The following is a 20,484-nucleotide window of genomic DNA, read 5'->3' as shown; positions in this document are numbered from 1 at the left end:
GGTTCCTCGTCGTGCGGTGCGCCGAGTGATCTTCTACTGGTGGCCAGCGCAGGCGGAAGTCGCGGGGAGCCCGCGCGCTTGTATCTGCCCGCATCCGCTCCTTCGCGAGAACTCGCCCGTCACACGGACGCGCGAGCCTAAACAAAGAAGGAGAGACCTCTTGGAAGGTCCTGAAATCACCGCCGCCGAGGCCGTTCTCGACAACGGCCGCTTCGGCACCCGCACAGTCCGGTTCGAGACCGGACGCCTCGCCCAGCAGGCCCAGGGCTCCGTCGCCGCGTACCTCGACGACGAGACCATGATCCTGTCGGCCACCAGCGCGGGAAAGCACCCGCGCGAGGGGTTCGACTTCTTCCCGCTCACCGTCGACGTCGAGGAGCGCTCGTACGCCGCCGGCAAGATCCCGGGTTCGTTCTTCCGCCGTGAGGGACGTCCCTCCACGGAGGCGATCCTCGTCTGCCGCCTCATCGACCGTCCACTGCGTCCGTCGTTCGTGGACGGTCTGCGCAACGAGGTCCAGATCGTCGTCACCGTGCTGTCGATCGCCCCCGGCGAGTACTACGACGCCCTGGCGATCAACGCGGCATCCGCCTCCACGCAGATCTCGGGTCTGCCGTTCTCCGGGCCCATCGCCGGCGTCCGCCTGGCGCTGATCCCCGGTCACGGCGAGCACGCGGACCAGTGGGTGGCGTTCCCGAACCAGGCTCAGGTCGAGGAGGCCGTGTTCGACCTCATGGTCGCCGGTCGCGTCGTCAAGAAGGCCGACGGCTCCGAGGACGTCGCGATCATGATGGTCGAGGCCGAGGCCACGGAGAACAGCTGGAACCTCATCAAGGCCGGCGCCGTCAAGCCCAGCGAGGAGATCGTCGCCGGCGGTCTCGAGGCCGCCAAGCCGTTCCTCAAGCAGCTCGTCGAGGCGCAGGCCGACATGGCGCAGCACGCCTCGAAGGAGCCCGGTGTCTACCCGGTCTTCCCCGCGTACGAGCAGGCCACGCTCGACTTCGTCGCCGCCTCCGCGTCCGCCGATCTCGAGAAGGTCTACCTCATCGCCGACAAGATCGAGCGCCAGAACGCCGATGACGAGGTCAAGAACCGCGTCAAGGCCGAGGTCGCCGCCGCCATCGAGGCCGGCACGCTGCCCGAGTCGGCGGCGGGCGAGGTCTCCGCCGCATACAAGTCCGTCACCAAGCGCATCGTCCGCGGGCGCATCCTCGCCGAGGGCGTGCGCATGGACGGCCGCGGCCTGGCCGATATCCGGCCGCTCGACGCCGAGGTGCAGGTCATCCCGCGTGTGCACGGGTCGGCGATCTTCCAGCGCGGCGAGACGCAGATCCTGGGCGTCACCACGCTGAACATGCTCAAGATGGAGCAGCAGATCGACTCGCTCTCGCCGGTGACGCACAAGCGCTACATGCACCACTACAACTTCCCGCCGTACTCCACCGGAGAGACGGGCCGGGTGGGCTCGCCCAAGCGTCGCGAGATCGGGCACGGCTTCCTCGCCGAGCGCGCGCTCGTGCCGGTGCTGCCCACGCGCGAGGAGTTCCCCTACGCGATCCGCCAGGTCTCCGAGGCCCTCGGCTCCAACGGCTCGACGTCGATGGGCTCGGTGTGCGCCTCGACGCTGTCGCTGCTGAACGCCGGTGTGCCGCTGCGCGCGCCGGTGGCCGGCATCGCCATGGGCCTGGTCTCGGACGAGGTCGACGGCCAGACCCGCTACGCGGCGCTCACCGACATCCTCGGAGCGGAGGACGCGCTCGGCGACATGGACTTCAAGGTCGCCGGCACCAGCGAGTTCGTCACGGCCATCCAGCTGGACACCAAACTCGACGGCATCCCGTCGGACGTCCTCGCCGGCGCTCTCACGCAGGCGCGCGAGGCCCGCCTCACGATCCTGAACGTGCTCAACGCCGCGATCGACGCGCCCGATGAGATGGCGCCCACCGCACCGCGCGTCATCAGCGTGCAGATCCCGGTCGACAAGATCGGCGAGCTGATCGGCCCGAAGGGGAAGACGATCAACGCGATCCAGGATGAGACCGGTGCGCAGATCTCGATCGAGGAGGACGGCACGGTGTACATCGGCGCCGTCGACGGCCCGTCCGCAGAGGCCGCGCGCGCCCAGGTCAATGCGATCGCCAACCCCACCAACCCCGAGGTCGGCGAGCAGTTCCTCGGGACCGTCGTGAAGATCGCCGGCTTCGGCGCCTTCATCTCGCTGCTTCCCGGCAAGGACGGGCTGCTGCATGTCACCGAGGTGCGCAAGCTCGCCGGTGGCAAGCGGGTCGAGGACGTCGGCGACGTCCTCTCGGTCGGCCAGAAGATCCTCGTGCGCATCACGAAGATCGACGACCGCGGCAAGCTGTCCCTCGAGCCCGTGCTCGACGACGCCCCCGCCGCCGCGGAGAAGACCGAGGAGCCCGCAGAGGCGTGACCTTCCGGGTGCCGCGTCGTCGGCATCCGAGCGGACGGCCCGGTGCCGCGCGAGAGATCGTGCGGCACCGGGCCGGTGTATGCGTGACCGGATCGTTACGAGAAGTTCCCGCACGGGTCGACTTCCCGGCCTTTCGAGGCCGGATCGTCACTTACTCTCGAAGTACGCATCAGGATGCGTGACAGATCTCACGGGGGTGGGGGATGAGGATCTTCTCCGGTGGCGCGGCCGACAGGCGGTCGCGCGCCGAAGATGCCGTCGACACGCATCCCTCCGCTCCGATCCCCGTCCTCGGCCCCGGCGTCGGCGAGACGATCCGCGTCCCACTGGGCGAGACGGGGTTCTCCGTCTTCCCGCTGATGCTGGGCGCTGCGGAGTTCGGGTGGAATGTCGATCTGCCCACCAGCCACCTGCTGCTGGACAGGTACCTGGAGTTCGGCGGCAACGCCGTCCACACCGCCGACGGCTACTCCGGCGGCCGCAGCGAGCACATCGTCGGGCAGTGGCTGCGTTCGCGCGGCAGCCGTGATCGGGTCGTGCTGAGCGTTCGCATCGGCACCCATGCCGACAACCCGGGGCTGGACTCGGTGAACCTCGTCCGTGCCGTGGAGGCATCGCTCACCAGACTCGGCACGGACCGCATCGACGTGCTGTACCTCGACGCCTCCCTGGACGAGACGTCCGATCTCGAGGACACCCTGGCCACGGTGGAGTGGCTCAGGGAGGCGGGCAAGATCTCCGCAGTCGGCGGGTTCCGTTTCACCCCCGAACGCCTCGTGGAGGCCAGGATCCTCGCCTCGGCGGGGTATCCGAGACTGGATGTGCTGGACGAGCCGTACAACCTCGTGCGCCGAGACGCCTTCGAGGGCGACCTGCGGCTGGTCGCGGCTGCGCAGAGTCTCGCCGTGACGCCTTCGCATGCGCTCGAGCACGGCTTCCTCTCCGGGCGTCACCGTAGCAGGTCCGAGGTCGTCGGCGTACGGGGACAGCAGATCCGTTCGCATCTGAACCGGCGCGGCATCCGCGTCCTGCGCGCACTGGACATCGTGGCCGCCGAGCTGGCGGTGCCCGTCGCCGCGGTGTCGATCGCCTGGCTGCTCGCGCAGCGCACCGTCGTCGCTCCGATCGTCAATGCGTTCGCGCCCGCGCACATCGAGGAGCTCATGCAGGGCGCAGGGGTCTCGCTGTCCCGCACGCAGCTGGCTGAGCTCTCCCGCGCCGGAGACTGATGTCGGGCGTCTCGTCCCCGACCGGTGCATGCGGGGTGCCCTAAGCTGGAGGCGCCGCAACGCGGCGGCATGAAGTGAGCAGGGTTGTGACGCACTACATATATCTGGTCAGACACGGTGAGCACCAGGACGCCGAGCACGGCATCGACGACGGTCCGCTCTCGCCACGGGGTCAGCGGCAGGCCGAGCTGATCGCCGACAGACTCTCGGGCCTTCCCCTGGACGCCGTCTGGCACTCTCCGTTGCTGCGGGCCGCGGAGACCGCACGCTCGATCGCCGCCCGGCTGCCCTCGGTCGACCCGGCGCCCTCGGCGCTGCTGTTCGACTGCGTGCCCACCGGGATGGATGAGGATACGCCGTCGGCGTACGAGTCGTTCTTCGGGTCCGTCAGCGAAGCCGAGGTCGAAGCCGGGCGCGCGCAGATGACGGACGCCGTCGGCGAGTTCCTGCAACGGCGCAACGGCGAGGTGCACGAGGTGCTCATCACGCACAACTTCGTCATCGCCTGGTTCGTGCGCGAGGTGCTCGGCGCGCCCGACTGGCGATGGCTGACCCTGAACCAGGCGCACTGCGGGCTCAGCGTCATCGCCCAGAAGCAGGGCAGACCCTGGACGTTGCTCAGTCACAACGACCTCGGGCATCTGCCGATGGAGCTTCGCACCGGGCTGCCCGACGGCCCACCGGTGTGAATCGTCGTCACGGGAGCCGGGCGTCTCCACGGCGAACCTAGACTGGAGGCATGACGACTCAGGTTGCCCTCGTCGGCGGGTCAGGCAGGCTCGGCCGCATCATCCATGCGGTCATCGATGAGCTCGATGGATTCACGGTGCGCAATGTGCTCGGATCCGGGAGCGACCTCCGCGAACTGGCGGGCGCCGATCTCATCGTCGACGCCTCCACGCCCGCGGTGAGCATCGAGGTGGTGCGCGCCGCCCTGGAGAGCGGCGTCAACGTCCTGGTGGGCACCTCGGGATGGTCCCAGGAGCGCATCTCGCTCGTGCGTCCGCTCGTCGCGTCCGACGCATCGGGTGTCGTGTTCATCCCGAACTTCTCGCTGGGCTCCGCGCTGGGCACCGCGCTGGCGGCCGCCGCCGCGCCGTTCTTCCCCTTCGCGGAGATCGTGGAATCGCATCGGGACACCAAGATCGACTCGCCCAGCGGCACGGCCGTGCGCACGGCCGAACTGATGACGGATGCCAGGATCGAGAGCGGGCCGTTCCACGCCCCGCACGTCGATCAGCGCGCCCGCGGGCAGCAGGTCGCGGGCATCCCCGTGCATTCGCTGCGTCGGCCCGGTGTCATCGCACGTCAGGAGGCGATCCTGTCGGGCCCGGGCGAGACTCTGAGCATCGTGCACGACACGGCGGACTCCGCGGCGGCGTACGCGCCGGGCATCCGGCTCGCGCTCCCGTTCGCCCGTGACGCGCACGGCATCGTGGTGGGGCTGGAGAACATCATCGACATCGGCATCGGAACCCGTTCGTGACCACCCGCATCAGCGTCGCCCTGATGGGCGCGGCACTGCTCCTGTACGTCCTCATCGCGGGATACTTCGCGGTGCTGTTCTTCACGACCGGCACGCTGATCTCGGTGTGCATGGGGATCGCGCTGATCGCCCTCGCCGTCATCGGCGGGTGGGCACTGGTGCGTGAGATGCAGTTCGGCCTGTCCGCCGACCGGCTCGGGCGTCTCCTCGACGCGGAGGGCGGTATGCCGGAGGCACCCGCCGACCTCACCCCCAGTGGTCGCCTGCGTCCGGAGGACGTCGAGCCGTTCCTGCGCCGGTACACGGATGCCGCCGATGCCGCGCCCGCGGACTGGAAGGCGCGGTACCGGCTGGGCGTCGTGCAGGATTCGGCAGGTCGTCGCAAGGACGCCAGGGCCAGCATCCGCACCGCGATCGGGCTTGCGCGCGAGCACTCCTGAACGTGGAAGGGCGTCAGGCCAGGCTCGCCTCGAGAGTGATCTCGATCCCCGCGAGTGCCTGCGAGACGGGGCAGCCGACCTTCGCCTCCTCGGCCAGCTCCTGGAACCGCTCGGGGCTGAGACCGGGCACGGTCGCGTTGACGTTGAGGTGACTGCCCGTGATCCCGGTTCCGGGCTTGAAGGTGACCGACGCCGACGTGTTCACGCGCTCCGGGGGCGTGCCGTTCTCCGACAGGGCGTGCGAGAGCGCCATGCTGAAGCACGAGGCGTGCGCGGCGGCGATGAGCTCCTCGGGCGTCGTCGTGGTCTGTGAGCCTTCGCTGCGGGCCTTCCAGTCCAAGGGGAACGTACCCAGATTCGAACTCGAGAACGCGACAGTGCCGGTCCCCTCGACGAGGGAGCCCGTCCAGGTCGCGGCGGCTTCGCTGGTGATGGCCATGTGTCCTCCACAGATCGCATGTCGCATGCGGAGCGGGTTCGCTCCCTCCCGCAAGCCTACCCAGCCCTGGTGCGACTGCGGTACCTTCGGCTCACACGGCGGGGGCGCTGCGGCCGACCAGGCCCGCCCGCTGGAGCAGCAGATACAGCCGGCAGCCCAGACAGAAGCCGAAGGCCGCGTTGAGGAAGGCGGCGATGAAAGCTGCCGCCGTCGCGATCGGCAGGGCCAGCGGCACGCCGATCAGATGCAGCACGAGGCCCACGGCCACGACGAAAAGGCCGACGCCCTGCGCGAAACGCGGCGGGCGCGGATCCTCGAGATCGGCGGGCGGAGCCAGTCGAGGGAGCACGGTGCGACGGAAGAGCACACTCCAGGGCGAGGTCTTCGGCGAGAGGACGCCCCACAGGAACAGCGCGGCGATGAGCAGCGTCAGCAGGAAGGCGGGGTCCAGCACCCGCTGACCGGGGGAGGCCGACCGGATGGCCCACTCGGAGGCGAAGGTCGAGCCCGCCAGCGGCTGATACGCGAACCAGCCGAAGGATGCCGTGCCGCTCTGCGCGGCCAGGCCGGTGAGCCCGAGGAAGGTGGCCACCAGGAGCAGCACAGCGGTGATCGACGCGGAGAAGCGCGGGCCGCGCGGATCGATGCCGCCGGCGTGAGCAGACGGGGTCATGACGCCTCCTGGAGTACGGACAGCTCGGTCAGCGCGGCCTCGACGTCGGCGCGCCGCGGCGCTCCCACGAAACGGGCCGCGACCGTGGTGCGGGAGTCGACGAGGAAGACCGTCGGGGTGCTCAGCACCCGGTGCCGCCGGGCGAGATCCGGTCGGTGGGTGAGATCGACGTCGACGTGGTCGACGCCGGGATGGTCCGCCGCGATGCCCTGCAGCATCCGTCGCACCTGGGGGCAACGAGCGCAGGTGTCGGTGCTGAACTGGACGAGAGCGACACGCCCGGCGGTCGCGCCCAACTCCGCGAGGTCGGCGGACGGCGTGTCGACGCCGCTGCGACGACGGCCATCGCGCGCGCGCCAGATCACGCCGAGCACCACCGCGAGCACCGACAGCGCCATGACGACGAGCAGTGCGGATGTCAGGGGCATGATCGACAGGATACGCCGACGGGCATCACCTCCGGCCCGATGTGACGGAACGTGGGCGGCGCCGTCGCGCGGTGCCGCCGGTATCCTTGCCCTCATGAGCGCCGAACCCTCCACGCCCCATGAGGTCTCCACGCCCTATGAGGACCTGCTCCGCGACGTGCTCGAGCATGGCACGCACAAGGACGATCGCACCGGGACGGGGACGACCAGCGTGTTCGGCCGGCAGCTGCGCTTCGACCTTTCCCGGGGGTTCCCCCTCATCACCACCAAGCGCGTGCACTTCAAGTCCATCGCGTACGAGCTGCTGTGGTTCCTGCGCGGCGATTCCAACGTGCGCTGGCTGCAGGAGCACGGCGTCACCATCTGGGACGAATGGGCGGATGCCTCCGGTGACCTCGGCCCCGTGTACGGCGTGCAGTGGCGCTCCTGGCCGGCGCCCGGCGGGGGGAGCATCGACCAGCTCGCCCAGGTCATCGAGCAGATCAGGGCGACACCCGACTCCCGCAGGCTCATCGTCTCGGCCTGGAACCCCGCCGATATCCCCGACATGGCACTGGCACCGTGTCATGCGCTGTTCCAGTTCTACGTCGCGGGCGGGAGACTGTCCTGCCAGCTGTACCAGCGCAGTGCGGACATGTTCCTGGGCGTGCCGTTCAACATCGCCTCGTACGCGCTGCTCACCCTGATGGTGGCACAGCAGACCGGCCTGGAGCCCGGCGACTTCGTGTGGACCGGCGGCGACTGCCACATCTACGACAATCACGTCGATCAGGTGCGCGAGCAGCTGAGCCGGGAGCCCTTCCCGTACCCGGAGCTGCGGATCACCCGCGTGCCGGACTCGGTTTTCGACTACCGCTACGAGGACTTCGAGGTCGTCGGCTACCAGCACCACCCCGCGATCCGTGCGGCGGTGGCGGTGTGAGCCGGATCGGCCTGATCTGGGCCGAGGCCGAAGGCGGAGTGATCGGGGCCGACGGGGTGATGCCCTGGCACGTCCCGGAGGATCTCGCGCACTTCAAGGAGGTCACGTACGGGTCTCCGGTGATCATGGGGCGGCGGACCTGGGAGTCGCTGCCGGAGCGGTTCCGTCCGCTGCCGGGCCGGGAGAACATCGTCATCACCCGGCGGGCGGCCTGGACGGCGGAGGGAGCACGGCGCGCAGCAGATCCCGACGAGGCCGCGCACGGGCTCGATCGGATGTGGTTCATCGGCGGCTCCGACGTGTTCCGACAGGTGATCGACCGCGCCGACCGCCTGGAGGTCACCGAGCTCGACCTGGCCGTCGCCGGCGACGCCTTCGCCCCGTCACGCGAAGGCTGGCGCCTGGCCTCCGAGGGACCGTGGCAGACGTCGCGCACCGGCATCCGCTACCGCTTCCTGGGATACGAGCGCTGATGCCCACGGCACTGATCACGGGTGCCAGCGCCGGCCTCGGCGCGGAATTCGCCCGCCGACTGGCGGCGGAGGGCGCGGATCTCGTGCTCGTCGCGCGCGGCGCCGCCGCACTGCGGACGCTCGCGGCCGAGCTGCGCGACGAGCAGGGCGTCGACGCGGAGATTCTCGTCGCCGACCTCTCCCGGGAGACGGATGCGGTGCGAGTCGCGGAACGCATCGCGGAAGCCGGGAAGCCGATCGACCTGCTGATCAACAACGCGGGCTTCGGTCTGCCGCTGCACTTCGCCGACAACGACATCGACGACGAGGTGCGCCATCTGCGGGTGCACGTCGAAGCGTCCATGCGGCTCATGCACGCGGCGATCCGGGCCATGCGCGGCCGCGGCGGGCGGATCATCAACGTGGCATCCGTGGCCGGGTTCATCTCGCGGTCGACGTACTCGGCCTGCAAGGGCTGGCTGATCGGATTCAGCCGCTGGGCGAACGCGGAGTACGGTCGTGACGGCATCACGGTCACGGCCGTCTGCCCGGGCTTCACGCACACCACGTTCCACGAGCGGATGGGACTGGCACCGGGACGCGAGGGCGTACCGGCGCCGATGTGGCTCGACGCGCCGCTCGTCGTCGGCGAGGCGCTGCGGGATGCCGCGAAGGGGCGGGCGCTGTCGATCCCGTCCGTGCGGTACAAGATCATCGTCGCACTGACGCGCGTGCTGCCGAGCAGGATCACAGCGGGCGTGGCGCGGCGCGGGCGCGTCTGAGCGCGTCCTGCCGGTGCGGAAGGGATACGGTCGGCGCTCGCGCCGAGCCGAGGCCGGCTTCGTCTCGAACAGGTGAACGGGCATCCGACGCGATACTCTGAGTGCATGACGCACATCGACAATCCGTTCGGACAGGTCCTCGTCGCGCTGGTCACCCCGATGACCGCCGACGGTGAAGTGGACTGGCCGGCTGTCGAGAAGCACATGGATCATGTCATCAGCGGCGGAGCCGACGGGATCGTCGTCACCGGCACCACCGGCGAGACCTCCACCCTCACCGACGATGAGAAGCTGCGTCTGGTGGAGGTCGGCAAGGACGTCTCGGCCGGGAGGGCGAAGATCATCACCGGTGGCGGGTCGAACGAGACCGCGCACGCCATCGAGCTGTACAAGGCCAGTGAGAAGGCCGGCGCGGACGGCATCATGATCGTCACGCCGTACTACAACAAGCCCACGCAGGCGGGCATCCTGACCCACTTCCGTCTCGTCGCCGACGCCACGGATCTTCCCGTCATCCTCTACGACATCCCGGGCCGCACCGGTGTGCCCATCAAGTACGAGACGATCCTGCGACTGGCCAAGCATCCCAACATCCTCGCCGTCAAGGACGCCAAGGGCGACTTCTCCGAGGTGAGCCGGGTGCTCAACCAGACCGACCTGATGTACTTCTCGGGCGACGACACAAACGTTCTGCCGCACCTGTCCATCGGGGCGACGGGACTCGTCGGTGTGACGGCCAACATCACCTCGGCGCCGTACCGCACCATGATCGACGCCGTCAATCGCGGCGACCTGAAGGCGGCCACCGCCGAGCACAAGCGACTCGAGCCGCTCGTGCGCGCCGTCATGACCCACGTTCCGGGAACCGTCTCGACCAAGTACATCCTGCACGGACTGGGCCGCATCGACAGTCCGCGTGTGCGACTTCCGCTGGTCGGGCCGGAGGAGTGGGAGGCCGCGATCATCGAGGACGAGCTCGCGCTGGTCCACGATGTGCCCGGGGCCGACTTCTCGAATTTCCGCCCCGACCGCAACGCGGCCGCAGGCGGTGCACTGCCGAAGGTGCACGGCACCACGCGATGAGCGTGCGCCGCAGCACGAGACCGATCGGTGCGCACACGCGCTGAATCGCAACGAACGGGCGCCGCGGCGCCCGACAAGGAGACGTGAATGTCCACCCCCATCGCCGCTCCCGAACCGCTTGCGCTGGGAACGCTCCGCGTCACCCCGCTCGGCGGTCTCGGTGAGGTGGGTCGCAACATGACCACCTACGAGTTCGACGGCAAGATCCTCATCGTCGACTGCGGCGTGCTCTTCCCGGAGGAGCACCAGCCCGGAGTCGATCTGATCCTCCCGGACTTCGAACCCATCAGGGATCGTCTCGATGACGTCGTCGGGGTCGTGCTCACGCACGGCCACGAGGATCACATCGGCGCCGTCCCGTACCTGTTGCGTCTGAAGCAGGACATCCCGCTGATCGGGTCGGGGCTCACACTCGCGCTCGTCGAGGCGAAGCTCAAGGAGCACCGCATCAAGCCCTTCACCCTCACCGTGAAGGAAGGGCAGAGGGAGAAGGTCGGCCCCTTCGATCTCGAGTTCATCGCCGTCAACCACTCCATCCCGGACGCCCTCGCCGTCGCGATCCGCACGCCCGCGGGGCTCGTCCTCGCGACCGGTGACTTCAAGATGGATCAGCTGCCGCTGGACGGCCGCATCACGGATCTGCGCGCCTTCGCACGACTGGGCGATGAGGGCGTCGACCTGTTCCTCGTCGACTCGACGAACGCCGACGTACCCGGCTTCACTCCCACGGAGCGCTCGATCGGACCCGTGCTGGACCAGGTCATCGGCAAGGCCCCGCGTCGGGTCATCGTCGCGAGCTTCTCCAGCCACGTGCACCGCGTGCAGCAGGTGATCGACGCCGCTCACCTCCACGGCCGCCGCGTGGCTTTCCTCGGGCGCAGCATGGTGCGCAACATGACCATCGCCGAGCAACTGGGCTACCTGAAGGTGCCCGACGGCGTGCTCATCGACTACAAGAAGGCCCGGGACCTGCCCGACGACCGGATCGTGTACATGTCCACCGGGTCGCAGGGCGAGCCGATGGCCGTGCTCAGCAGGATGGCCAACCTCGATCACGCCATCGAACCCGGCCCCGGTGACACCGTCATCCTGGCCTCCAGCCTGATCCCGGGCAACGAGAACGCCGTGTACCGCGTCATCGACGGGCTGACCAAGCTCGGCGCGCATGTCGTGCACAAGGCCAACGCAAAGGTGCACGTCTCCGGGCACGCGGCCGCCGGCGAGCTGCTGTACTGCTACAACATCCTGAAGCCCCGCAACGTGCTCCCCGTGCACGGCGAACACCGGCACCTGATCGCGAACGCCAAGCTCGCGCAGGACACCGGTGTTCCCGAGGATCGCACCATCGCGGGCTCCAACGGCACGGTCGTGGATCTGCGCGACGGCGTGGCGAGGGTCGCCGGCCAGCTGGACATCGGCTTCGTCTACGTGGACGGCTCGACGGTCGGTGGGATCACGGATGCCGATCTGAAGGACCGCCGCATCCTCGGCGAGGAGGGCTTCGTCTCGATCATCGTCGTCGTCGACTCCACGACCGGCCGCATCATCTCCGGACCGGAGATCCACGCCCGCGGCGTCGCGGAGGAGGATCGGGTCTTCGACGACGTCGCGCCGAAGATCGTCGCCGCGCTCAAGGAGGCCGCGGGCAACGGCGTGCGTGACAACCACGCCCTCTCGCAGATCGTGCGACGGACGATCGGACGCTGGATCAACCAGAAGCTGCGGCGCCGTCCGATGATCGTCCCGCTCGTCATCGAGGCGTAGCCGAAGGGCGCCGCCGCGGGACGGCGCACGGTGCGGCCAGACGCGCCGCGCACTCCTCGTATTACCGCGGAAACCCGCGTCACTGCGAGGGGATGTCGGTCTCTGGCCGTAGCGTGGAAGCATGGTCAGGAGCACTGCGAAGTCCGAGCGCGCGTCCGCGACGTCCCCGTCGCGATCCAAGCGGCAGACGACTTCGCGCTCCGGCGCCAAGGCGGCCCCATCCCCGAAGCGGTACGTCGGAGAGGCGGACCGCCCGCCCGTCGCCGCGCGCATGTGGCTCGGCATCGCCCATGGCGTGGGAGGTCTGTTCCGTGCGTTCGGACCGGAGTCCCTGGAGAAGGAGCAGCGTCGCGACGGGTTCCCGCTGCTGCTGGTGCTGCTGGCGGGCGCGGGTGCTGTCGTGGAGTGGTTCTTCATCGGCGAGCCCGTCGCACAGACCGTCAGCGCGTACACGTGGGGTCTGCTGGTCGGACGGGTGGCGTTCATCCTCCCGGTTCTGCTCCTGCTGCTGGCGGGCTGGCTGTTCCGGCATCCGTCCTCCGTCAACGACAACGGGCGGATCGGGATCGGCTTCGGATTCTTCGTGCTGGCGCTCGCGGGCATCTGCCATGTGGCCGCGGCGAAGGTCGACGCGCTCGGCGGGCTCGTACGTCCGCAGCCCAGGGACGGGATGCCCGAGCTGAGTGCGGCGGGCGGTCTGTTCGGCTGGATGCTGGGGGAGCCCCTCGCGCATCTCACCTCGGCGGTCGCCTACATCGTGCTGGGTCTGCTGACGCTGCTGAGTGTCCTGGTCCTCACGAAGACTCCCCCCCATCGCATCGGACAGCGGCTGGGCGACCTGTACGCCTGGATGTTCGGCGCCGAGCGCCCACTGCGAACCACGCCGGTCGATGAGACTCCGGTCGACGCCGAGTCGCTGCCGTGGTGGCGGCGCAACAGGACCGGTCGCGAGGAGGACCCCGACGGGGGAGACGCGTCGGAGGCTCCCACGGCCCTCCTCGACGAGCCCGGCACCAAGGCCGCCTACGAGCAGGCCGTCATCGTCGATGCGGCGCCTCAGGACGCCGCGACCGAGGTCCTCACCGACATCAGTGCGCTGACGGGGATGCTCGACGAGCAGAACACCACCGCGCTGCTGGACGACGCGGGCTCCACGGGGGAGCTTCCCGGGCTGGACGGCTTCGGCACCGCAGGGCCCGGATCCGACGGACCGCAGCCGCCTGCGGCGCCCTACGTGCTGCCCGCGCCGACGCTCCTCAAGGCCGGTCCGCCGCCGGTGACCAGGTCGGAGGCGACGGATCACACGATCGCGCAGATCACGAGCGTGCTCGAGCAGTTCAAGGTGGATGCCAGGGTCACCGGCTTCTCGCGCGGACCGACGGTCACCCAGTACGAGATCGAGGTCGGACGGGGCGTCAAAGTCGAGAAGATCCTTCAGCTGAGCAACAACTTCGCCTACGCCGTGGCCTCCAACGACGTCCGCATCCTCTCGCCGATCCCCGGGAAGAGCGCGATCGGCATCGAGATCCCCAACGTCGACAAGGAGACCGTGGCGCTGGGCGACGTGCTCCGTTCCCCCGCGGCGCAGAAGAGCACGCATCCGCTGACCATCGGCGTCGGCAAGGACGTGGGCGGGAAGATCGTCGTCGCGAACCTCGCCAAGATGCCGCATCTGCTGGTGGCGGGGTCCACCGGGTCCGGCAAGTCGAGCTTCGTGAACTCGATGATCACGAGCCTGCTCATGCGCGCACGGCCGGCTGACGTGCGCATGGTCCTCATCGACCCCAAGCGGGTCGAGCTCACCAACTATGCGGGAGTTCCGCACCTGATCACACCCATCATCACGAACCCGAAGAAGGCCGCCGAGGCGCTGCAGTGGGTCGTGAAGGAGATGGACATGCGGTACGACGACCTGGCGTCGTTCGGCTACCGCCACATCGACGACTTCAACCGCGCCGTGCGAAACGGCGAGATCGAGCCGCCGGTGGGCAGCGAGCGGGTGCTGAAGCCGTACCCGTACCTGCTGGTGGTCGTCGACGAGCTCGCCGACCTGATGATGGTCGCCCCGCGCGACGTCGAGGACTCCATCGTGCGCATCACCCAGCTGGCGCGCGCGTCGGGGATCCACCTGGTGCTGGCCACGCAGCGCCCCAGCGTCGATGTCGTGACAGGGCTCATCAAGGCCAATGTGCCCTCACGGCTGGCCTTCGCCGTCACGAGCGTCACCGACAGCCGTGTCATCCTCGACGCCCCCGGCGCCGACAAGCTGATCGGTCAGGGTGACGCCCTGTTCTCGCCGATGGGGTCCTCCAAGCCCTTCCGACTGCAGGGGGCCTGGGTCGATGAGAGCGAGATCGCCGCAGTCGTCAAGCACGTCACCCATCAGGCGCGCCCCGAGTACCGCGCGGACGTGCAGGAGGCGGCGGAGGGCAGCAGGAAGCACGTCGACGAGGACATCGGGGACGACCTCGAGGTGCTGCTGGCGGCCGCGGAGCTCATCGTCTCCTCGCAGTTCGGATCGACGTCCATGCTGCAGCGCAAGCTGCGCGTCGGTTTCGCGAAGGCGGGGCGGCTCATGGATCTGCTGGAGTCGCGCGGGATCGTGGGCCCCTCCGAGGGATCGAAGGCCCGCGATGTGCTGGTCACGAGCGAGCAGCTCCCCGCCGTGCTGGCGAAGCTGCGCGGTGAGGACGCGCCCGCTCCGGCAGCGACGCAGGCGCCGTCGGCCGGGCAGGACAGGCGCCTTCCCGATCCCGTCGATGACCAGTTCCAGGGTCTTCCCGTCGTCGAGAGCGAAGACGACGGCGATGAGGACGCCTGGGGCCTGACGGGGCGCGACTGATGGCGATTCCGAGGCAGCTGCCCAACGCGATCACGGTCGCGCGCATCCCGCTCGCGGTGGTCTTCTTCGTCCTCCTGCTGCTGGCCGGCGCGGCCGGCGCGGACGATCTCGTCATGCGCTGGGTCGCCGGCGGGCTGTTCATCCTGGCGATATCCACCGACTGGGTCGACGGATACCTCGCCCGCCGTCACGACGTCGTCAGCGACTTCGGCAGGCTCTGGGATCCGATCGCGGACAAGCTCCTGACCGGGGCGGGCTTCCTGGGGCTGGCCGTCCTCGGCGAAGTGCCGTGGTGGATCGTCATCATCATCCTCGTCCGGGAGTGGGGCATCACCGTGCACCGCCTCACGGTGATGCACGAGCACGTCGTGGCGGCCGCGTGGATGGGGAAGATCAAGACTGTCGTGCAGGGTGTCGCGCTGGGCTGGGCCCTGCTGCCGCTGCAGGTGTGGATCGGGATGCCGGTGTGGACGGCCGTCACGCTCGTGCTCATGATCCTCGCGCTCGTGCTCACGGTGCTCAGCGGCATCGACTACGTGCTCGCGCAGGTGCGCGGATCCCGGGGTGCGGCATGACGGCATCGGGACTGGTCGCAGTCCTCCGAGAACGCGGCTGGACCCTCGGTGTGGCGGAGTCGCTGACCGGGGGAGCGGTGACCTCCGAGATCGTGTCGGTGCCCGGTGCGTCCGTCGTGCTCCTGGGCGGTGTCGTCGCTTACGCGACGCAGCTCAAGCGCACGCTCCTCGGCGTGGACGCGGCGCTGCTGGCAGCACACGGACCCGTGCACCCGGAGGTCGCCCGTCAGATGGCGGACGGCGTGCGGCGCGCGGTGGCTGTGGACGGGCGGGCGGCCGATATCGGCATCGCCACGACGGGCATCGCCGGCCCGGAGTCGCCCGACGGTCAGCCCGTGGGCACCGTGCACGTCGGCGTGGCGACGCCGGGCGGCGTCCGCGCGGCGGCGCACGTGTTCACGGGATCCCGTGCCGAGATCCGGTGCCGGGCCGTGGAGGCCGCCATCGCGCTGGCCCTGCAGGCCGCCGGGGAATAGCCGATGCCGGGCGTCGGTTGTCATGAACGTGCTCAAGCAGCGACACGGCATGATGATTCCAGGCAGATCCTTCACAACTGAAGCACAGCGAGACACAGTAGATTCGGCATCATCCGATCAGGCTAGACTGGCGATCCACTCGGAACGCGATCGGAGTGGAGACGTGGAGAGGAGGTTCCGATGATCCTTGTCAGACAGGAGATCGGCGATGTGCTGCGGGACTTCCGCCTGCAGAAGGGGCGCACCCTCCGCCAGGTGGCGAGCAAGGCATCCGTGGCCCTCGGGTATCTGAGCGAGGTCGAGCGAGGTCAGAAGGAGGCCTCCAGCGAGATCCTCGCATCGGTCGCCGATGCGCTCGACGTCCCCATCTCGACGATCATGCGCGAGGTCGGAGACCGCATCTCCGTGCTCGAGGGGCTGAGCGGATTCCCCGACGTCGTTCCGGACGAGCTGGTGGCGTCCGTCGAGCCCGAGTTTTCCCTGCGCTGAACGGTCTCGGTTCCGGATGAGACGCAGCGAGTTCCTGCGCGCCGTCAGCGACGAGTTCGGCAGCCGTGGCGAGACCCTCACCCACGATCTGATCCTCGGCGGGATCGGGATGTCGGCGCAGGAGGCGCTGGATGCCGGGGTGCCGCCCCGAGACATCTGGATGGCGCTGTGCGAAGAGACGGATGTCCCCGCACAGCGCCGCTACGGGGTGGGACGGTTGGAGCCGCGCAGACGCTAATCGAATCTCGGGATGCGCCGTTCGGCGTGTCGTCGAAGATGTGTTCGATGTGCGCGTATCGTTCTGCACAAGTGGTTCTCGTGCGATTTCCCTCCACAGAACGCGGATTCCCCGACGCGATGTCGGAGGCCGCCTCTAGCGTGATGGACGTGGCACAAGCCATGCGCCTTGTCGCAGAGCCGATCCGGCCGGGAGAAGCCGCGACAGCCTACAGGCGGCAGTTTTCGAGACATCAAGGAGCACATCATGCCATCCACAGACGACCGCGAGAAGGCACTGGACTCCGCGCTCGCGCACATCGAGCGCCAGTTCGGCAAGGGGTCCATCATGCGGCTGGGAAGCGACGAGCGCGCTCCTGTCGAGGTGATCCCGACCGGGTCCATCGCCCTGGACAGCGCCCTCGGGATCGGCGGGCTTCCACGCGGACGCATCATCGAGATCTACGGTCCGGAGTCCTCGGGGAAGACCACCCTCACCCTGCACGCCATCGCCAACGCGCAACGCGCGGGGGGCATCGCCGCCTTCATCGACGCGGAGCACGCGCTGGATCCGGAGTACGCCCGCAAGCTGGGCGTCGACATCGACCAGCTGCTGGTCTCCCAGCCCGACACCGGCGAGCAGGCGCTCGAGATCGCTGACATGCTGATCCGCTCCGGTGCGATCGACCTCGTCGTCATCGACTCCGTCGCCGCCCTCGTGCCGGAGGCCGAGATCAAGGGCGAGATGGGCGACTCGCACGTCGGCCTGCAGGCGAGGCTGATGTCGCAGGCGCTTCGCAAGCTGACCGGTGGCCTCAACCAGACGAAGACCACCGCCATCTTCATCAACCAGCTGCGCGAGAAGATCGGCGTCTTCTTCGGCTCGCCCGAGACCACGGCCGGTGGAAAGGCCCTGAAGTTCTATGCCTCGGTGCGTCTGGACATCCGGCGTATCGAGACTCTGAAGGACGGGGCGGAGGCCGTCGGCAACCGCACGCGCGTCAAGGTCGTCAAGAACAAGATGGCGCCGCCGTTCAAGCAGGCCGAGTTCGACATCCTCTACGGCGTGGGCATCTCCCGCGAGGGCAGTCTGATCGATTTCGGCGTCGAGCACGGCATCGTCAAGAAGTCCGGCTCCTGGTACACCTATGACGGCGACCAGCTCGGTCAGGGCAAGGAGAACGCGCGCAACTTCCTCGTCAAGAACGAGGACATCGCCGCCGAGATCGAGACCAGGATCAAGCAGAAGCTCGGCATCGGAGTGAAGGCCGTGGAAGAGGCCCCGGCCGACGAGCTGGCAGAGCGTCGCCCGGCGTGATGAGTCGGCATCTGTCGAAGACCGGAGCCGGCCATGGAGCATGACGACGAGGAGCCTCTCGCACCCATCACCCCGATCTTCGGCGGGCGGCGCGCGCCGAAGGACGGCCCCCGTTCGGGGTCGGGGGCCGGGTCGCGAGCCGACACCGGGGGCGGAATCCCCCGTCGGACGGGCGAGGACAGGCTCTGGAGCTCCGCCCTGCTGGACGGACGGTCGCGCGCGGGAGTGCACTCCGCGGTCGCGGACGGTCCGCACGACGACGATGCGGGGGAGGGAATGGAGGAGATTCGTCTGCGCGCGCAGGAGGTGCTCGTGCGCAGACTTCGCGGCAGACAGCTTTCCGTCTCCGAGGCGCGCTCGGTGCTGCGCCGCACCGACGCCGACCGGGAGACGATCGAGCAGATCATCGACGAGTTCCAGCATCGTGGTTACCTCGACGACCGCACGCTGGCGCAGCTTCTGGTCAGATCGGGTGTGGAGCGCAGGGGAGAGGGGAGGGTCGCCCTGTCCCGGACACTGGCGCAACGCGGCATCCCGCGCGAGCTCATCGCGGATGCGCTGGACGAGCTTCCCGATGATGATGCCGAGCGGGCCCTGGAATACGCGCGCTCGAAGGCCCCGGGGATGACGCGACTGGAGCCCGAGACGGCACTGCGCAGACTGCTGGGGCAGTTGGCGCGGCGCGGTTACGGGGGTACGGTGGCGATGAGCGCCGCACGCACGGCGCTCGAGGAGGCAGGCGGGGGCGGGCGGAGCGGAGTCCGCTTCGTGGAGGCCGACTGATCCTCGTGGCTCTCCGCACGGCGCTCGATGCCGATTCCCGCGACAGATCGTAGAATGGCTGGATCATGGCTCTTCTCTCCTCCGAACCGACGATCATCGCGCCCTCGCCGGCCGCGATCGATGCCGACGGGCGTCGGCGCTCCTACGAGGTCCGCACCTTCGGCTGTCAGATGAACGTGCACGACTCCGAGCGGCTCTCCGGATCGCTGGAGAGCGCGGGGTATGTGCCGGTGCCCGAGGGGGAGGACCCCGACGTCGTCGTCCTCAACACCTGCGCCGTGCGCGACAACGCCGCAGGGAAGCTGTACGGCACGCTCGGGCACCTCAAGTCCCGCAAGGACAAGCACGAGGGCATGCAGATCGCCGTCGGCGGCTGTCTCGCGCAGATGGATCAGCAGGCGGTCCTCGACAAGGCTCCATGGGTGGATGTCGTGTTCGGCACGCACAACATGGGCTCCCTGCCGGGACTGCTCGAGCGCGCCAGGCACAACAACGAGGCTGCGCTGGAGATCCTCGAGGCGCTCGAGGTCTTCCCGTCCACGTTGCCCACCAGGCGAGACTCCGCATACAGCGGGTGGGTGTCGATCTCGGTGGGCTGCAACAACACCTGTACGTTCTGCATCGTCCCGAGCCTGCGCGGCAAGGAGAAGGACCGCCGTCCGGGAGACATCCTCAGCGAGATCAGACTCCTCGTCGACGACGGGGCCATCGAGGTCACCCTGCTCGGACAGAACGTGAACTCCTACGGCGTCGAGTTCGGCGACCGGCAGGCCTTCGGCAAGCTGCTGCGCGCGGCGGGCGAGATCGAGGGGCTGGAGCGAGTGCGCTTCACCAGCCCGCACCCGGCCGCGTTCACGGACGACGTCATCGCCGCAATGGCGGAGACGCCCAACGTCATGCCCCAGCTGCACATGCCGCTGCAGTCCGGGAGCGACAGGATCCTCAAGGCCATGCGCCGGTCCTACCGCAGCGAACGCTTTCTCGGGATCCTCGAGCGGGTGCGTGAGCGCATCCCGCATGCTGCGATCACCACCGACATCATCGTCGGCTTCCCCGGTGAGACCGACGAGGACTTCGAGGACACCCTGCGCGTCGTCGAGCAGGCCCGGTTCGCCAGCGCGTTCACCTTCCAGTACTCCGTCCGCGAGGGCACTCCGGCGGCCACCATGGCGGACCAGGTCCCCAAGGAGGTCGTCCAGGAGCGCTATGACCGTCTGATCGCCCTTCAGGAGCGCATCTCGCTGGAGGAGAACCAGAAGCAGGTCGGCCGTGAGGTCGAGGTTCTCGTCTCGGTCGGCGAGGGCAAGAAGGATGCCGAGACGCACCGCCTCACCGGTCGCGCGCAGGACAACCGCCTGGTGCACTTCGAGGTGACTCCTGGCTCCGAGCTGCCCCGTCCCGGCGATGTGGTGACGGTCAGGATCACGCACGGTGCGCCGTTCCATCTGCTGGCCGACGATCCGACCGGCGCACCGCTGCGCATCCGGCGCACGCGCGGCGGCGACGCCTGGGACCGCGCGCAGGCGGCCAGCTGCGGCGTGCCCGCCGCCTCCGAGGGATCCGGCGCGCCGCGCACGGTGTCCTTGGGGCTGCCCACGCTGCGCGCCGGGGTGTGACGGGCATCCTCGCGTCGCCCTCGCTCGCGGTTCTGCA

General features: G+C 69.0%; 21 protein-coding genes. 18 read left to right on the top strand and 3 right to left on the bottom strand.

What is annotated here, in order from left to right; all coding sequences use genetic code 11:
* Window positions 1-160 precede the first annotated feature (160 nt).
* From ABD770_RS00595 to ABD770_RS00575, 5 genes are all read left to right on the top strand, one after another.
* Window positions 161-2,434, top strand: a complete 2,274-nt coding sequence (locus tag ABD770_RS00595) for a polyribonucleotide nucleotidyltransferase (protein WP_344817548.1) — start codon at window positions 161-163, stop codon at window positions 2,432-2,434.
* Between the two features lie 203 nt (window positions 2,435-2,637).
* The gene (locus ABD770_RS00590) at window positions 2,638-3,663 is read left to right on the top strand and encodes an aldo/keto reductase (protein WP_344817547.1); all 1,026 of its coding nucleotides are present in this window, start codon (window positions 2,638-2,640) and stop codon (window positions 3,661-3,663) included.
* Window positions 3,664-3,749: 86 nt separating this feature from the next.
* The gene (locus tag ABD770_RS00585) at window positions 3,750-4,352 is read left to right on the top strand and encodes a histidine phosphatase family protein (RefSeq protein ID WP_344817546.1); all 603 of its coding nucleotides are present in this window, start codon (window positions 3,750-3,752) and stop codon (window positions 4,350-4,352) included.
* A gap of 50 nt (window positions 4,353-4,402) precedes the next feature.
* Window positions 4,403-5,149 (top strand): 4-hydroxy-tetrahydrodipicolinate reductase, encoded by a 747-nt coding sequence (locus ABD770_RS00580; RefSeq protein WP_344817545.1) that lies wholly within the window; start codon window positions 4,403-4,405, stop codon window positions 5,147-5,149.
* Window positions 5,146-5,589 (top strand): hypothetical protein, encoded by a 444-nt coding sequence (locus ABD770_RS00575; RefSeq protein WP_344817544.1) that lies wholly within the window; start codon window positions 5,146-5,148, stop codon window positions 5,587-5,589. Before ABD770_RS00580 ends, ABD770_RS00575 begins: the two co-directional genes overlap by 4 nt.
* A gap of 13 nt (window positions 5,590-5,602) precedes the next feature.
* Here the strand turns inward: ABD770_RS00575 and ABD770_RS00570 are convergent, their stop codons facing one another.
* The 3 genes from ABD770_RS00570 to ABD770_RS00560 all read right to left on the bottom strand — a co-directional run bounded on the left by ABD770_RS00570 (window position 5,603) and on the right by ABD770_RS00560 (window position 7,129).
* Window positions 5,603-6,028: an OsmC family peroxiredoxin gene (locus ABD770_RS00570; RefSeq protein WP_344817543.1), complete on the bottom strand. Its 426-nt coding sequence runs from the start codon at window positions 6,026-6,028 to the stop codon at window positions 5,603-5,605.
* A gap of 91 nt (window positions 6,029-6,119) precedes the next feature.
* Window positions 6,120-6,701: a DUF4395 domain-containing protein gene (locus tag ABD770_RS00565; RefSeq protein ID WP_344817542.1), complete on the bottom strand. Its 582-nt coding sequence runs from the start codon at window positions 6,699-6,701 to the stop codon at window positions 6,120-6,122.
* Window positions 6,698-7,129: a thioredoxin family protein gene (locus tag ABD770_RS00560; RefSeq protein ID WP_344817541.1), complete on the bottom strand. Its 432-nt coding sequence runs from the start codon at window positions 7,127-7,129 to the stop codon at window positions 6,698-6,700. The genes ABD770_RS00565 and ABD770_RS00560 overlap by 4 nt, the downstream gene beginning before the upstream one ends.
* A gap of 94 nt (window positions 7,130-7,223) precedes the next feature.
* Here ABD770_RS00560 and ABD770_RS00555 point away from each other — a divergent pair, with 94 nt between their 5' ends.
* From ABD770_RS00555 to miaB, 13 genes are all read left to right on the top strand, one after another.
* Complete coding sequence (locus ABD770_RS00555) at window positions 7,224-8,051, top strand: thymidylate synthase (RefSeq protein ID WP_344817540.1); 828 nt, start codon at window positions 7,224-7,226, stop codon at window positions 8,049-8,051.
* Complete coding sequence (locus ABD770_RS00550; protein WP_344817539.1) at window positions 8,048-8,524, top strand: dihydrofolate reductase; 477 nt, start codon at window positions 8,048-8,050, stop codon at window positions 8,522-8,524. Before ABD770_RS00555 ends, ABD770_RS00550 begins: the two co-directional genes overlap by 4 nt.
* Window positions 8,524-9,285 carry an SDR family NAD(P)-dependent oxidoreductase gene (locus tag ABD770_RS00545; protein WP_344817538.1) on the top strand — a complete coding sequence of 254 codons (762 nt, stop codon included), beginning with the start codon at window positions 8,524-8,526 and terminating at the stop codon, window positions 9,283-9,285. The genes ABD770_RS00550 and ABD770_RS00545 overlap by 1 nt, the downstream gene beginning before the upstream one ends.
* A 105-nt stretch (window positions 9,286-9,390) precedes the next feature.
* The gene (gene dapA, locus ABD770_RS00540) at window positions 9,391-10,368 is read left to right on the top strand and encodes a 4-hydroxy-tetrahydrodipicolinate synthase (RefSeq protein ID WP_344817537.1); all 978 of its coding nucleotides are present in this window, start codon (window positions 9,391-9,393) and stop codon (window positions 10,366-10,368) included.
* Between the two features lie 87 nt (window positions 10,369-10,455).
* Window positions 10,456-12,132, top strand: a complete 1,677-nt coding sequence (locus ABD770_RS00535) for a ribonuclease J (protein ID WP_344817536.1) — start codon at window positions 10,456-10,458, stop codon at window positions 12,130-12,132.
* Window positions 12,133-12,253: 121 nt separating this feature from the next.
* Complete coding sequence (locus ABD770_RS00530; protein WP_344817535.1) at window positions 12,254-14,974, top strand: DNA translocase FtsK; 2,721 nt, start codon at window positions 12,254-12,256, stop codon at window positions 14,972-14,974.
* Window positions 14,974-15,549, top strand: a complete 576-nt coding sequence (gene pgsA, locus ABD770_RS00525; protein WP_344817534.1) for a CDP-diacylglycerol--glycerol-3-phosphate 3-phosphatidyltransferase — start codon at window positions 14,974-14,976, stop codon at window positions 15,547-15,549. Before ABD770_RS00530 ends, pgsA begins: the two co-directional genes overlap by 1 nt.
* Window positions 15,546-16,025: a CinA family protein gene (locus tag ABD770_RS00520; protein WP_344817533.1), complete on the top strand. Its 480-nt coding sequence runs from the start codon at window positions 15,546-15,548 to the stop codon at window positions 16,023-16,025. Before pgsA ends, ABD770_RS00520 begins: the two co-directional genes overlap by 4 nt.
* Before the next feature lie 180 nt (window positions 16,026-16,205).
* Window positions 16,206-16,514 (top strand): helix-turn-helix domain-containing protein, encoded by a 309-nt coding sequence (locus tag ABD770_RS00515; protein ID WP_344817532.1) that lies wholly within the window; start codon window positions 16,206-16,208, stop codon window positions 16,512-16,514.
* Between the two features lie 16 nt (window positions 16,515-16,530).
* A complete protein-coding gene (locus ABD770_RS00510; protein WP_344817531.1) occupies window positions 16,531-16,752 on the top strand; it encodes a DUF3046 domain-containing protein in 222 nt (73 codons plus the stop codon).
* A gap of 246 nt (window positions 16,753-16,998) precedes the next feature.
* Window positions 16,999-18,048, top strand: coding sequence for a recombinase RecA (gene recA / locus ABD770_RS00505; RefSeq protein ID WP_344817530.1), 1,050 nt, complete (start codon window positions 16,999-17,001; stop codon window positions 18,046-18,048).
* A gap of 33 nt (window positions 18,049-18,081) precedes the next feature.
* Window positions 18,082-18,831 (top strand): regulatory protein RecX, encoded by a 750-nt coding sequence (locus tag ABD770_RS00500; protein ID WP_344817529.1) that lies wholly within the window; start codon window positions 18,082-18,084, stop codon window positions 18,829-18,831.
* A 65-nt stretch (window positions 18,832-18,896) separates the two neighbouring features.
* Window positions 18,897-20,447, top strand: a complete 1,551-nt coding sequence (gene miaB, locus ABD770_RS00495) for a tRNA (N6-isopentenyl adenosine(37)-C2)-methylthiotransferase MiaB (protein ID WP_344817528.1) — start codon at window positions 18,897-18,899, stop codon at window positions 20,445-20,447.
* Window positions 20,448-20,484: the final 37 nt, after the last annotated feature.

The organism is Microbacterium soli, assembly GCF_039539005.1.
GTDB lineage: Bacteria > Actinomycetota > Actinomycetes > Actinomycetales > Microbacteriaceae > Microbacterium > Microbacterium soli.
Note: the sequence above shows the minus strand (reverse complement) of the source record. Positions and strands in the feature narration are given on the sequence as shown.

Bases quoted from the DNA above. Each gene is read 5' to 3' on its own strand.
- ABD770_RS00590 (WP_344817547.1), top strand. From the start codon at position 2,638: ATGAGGATCTTCTCCGGTGGCGCGGCCGACAGGCGGTCGCGCGCCGAA.
- ABD770_RS00580 (WP_344817545.1), top strand. From the start codon at position 4,403: ATGACGACTCAGGTTGCCCTCGTCGGCGGGTCAGGCAGGCTCGGCCGC.
- ABD770_RS00570 (WP_344817543.1), bottom strand. From the start codon at position 6,028: ATGGCCATCACCAGCGAAGCCGCCGCGACCTGGACGGGCTCCCTCGTC.
- ABD770_RS00565 (WP_344817542.1), bottom strand. From the start codon at position 6,701: ATGACCCCGTCTGCTCACGCCGGCGGCATCGATCCGCGCGGCCCGCGC.
- ABD770_RS00560 (WP_344817541.1), bottom strand. From the start codon at position 7,129: ATGCCCCTGACATCCGCACTGCTCGTCGTCATGGCGCTGTCGGTGCTC.
- ABD770_RS00555 (WP_344817540.1), top strand. From the start codon at position 7,224: ATGAGCGCCGAACCCTCCACGCCCCATGAGGTCTCCACGCCCTATGAG.
- ABD770_RS00545 (WP_344817538.1), top strand. From the start codon at position 8,524: ATGCCCACGGCACTGATCACGGGTGCCAGCGCCGGCCTCGGCGCGGAA.
- dapA (WP_344817537.1), top strand. From the start codon at position 9,391: ATGACGCACATCGACAATCCGTTCGGACAGGTCCTCGTCGCGCTGGTC.
- ABD770_RS00535 (WP_344817536.1), top strand. From the start codon at position 10,456: ATGTCCACCCCCATCGCCGCTCCCGAACCGCTTGCGCTGGGAACGCTC.
- ABD770_RS00530 (WP_344817535.1), top strand. From the start codon at position 12,254: ATGGTCAGGAGCACTGCGAAGTCCGAGCGCGCGTCCGCGACGTCCCCG.
- pgsA (WP_344817534.1), top strand. From the start codon at position 14,974: ATGGCGATTCCGAGGCAGCTGCCCAACGCGATCACGGTCGCGCGCATC.
- ABD770_RS00520 (WP_344817533.1), top strand. From the start codon at position 15,546: ATGACGGCATCGGGACTGGTCGCAGTCCTCCGAGAACGCGGCTGGACC.
- ABD770_RS00515 (WP_344817532.1), top strand. From the start codon at position 16,206: ATGATCCTTGTCAGACAGGAGATCGGCGATGTGCTGCGGGACTTCCGC.
- ABD770_RS00510 (WP_344817531.1), top strand. From the start codon at position 16,531: ATGAGACGCAGCGAGTTCCTGCGCGCCGTCAGCGACGAGTTCGGCAGC.
- recA (WP_344817530.1), top strand. From the start codon at position 16,999: ATGCCATCCACAGACGACCGCGAGAAGGCACTGGACTCCGCGCTCGCG.
- ABD770_RS00500 (WP_344817529.1), top strand. From the start codon at position 18,082: ATGGAGCATGACGACGAGGAGCCTCTCGCACCCATCACCCCGATCTTC.
- miaB (WP_344817528.1), top strand. From the start codon at position 18,897: ATGGCTCTTCTCTCCTCCGAACCGACGATCATCGCGCCCTCGCCGGCC.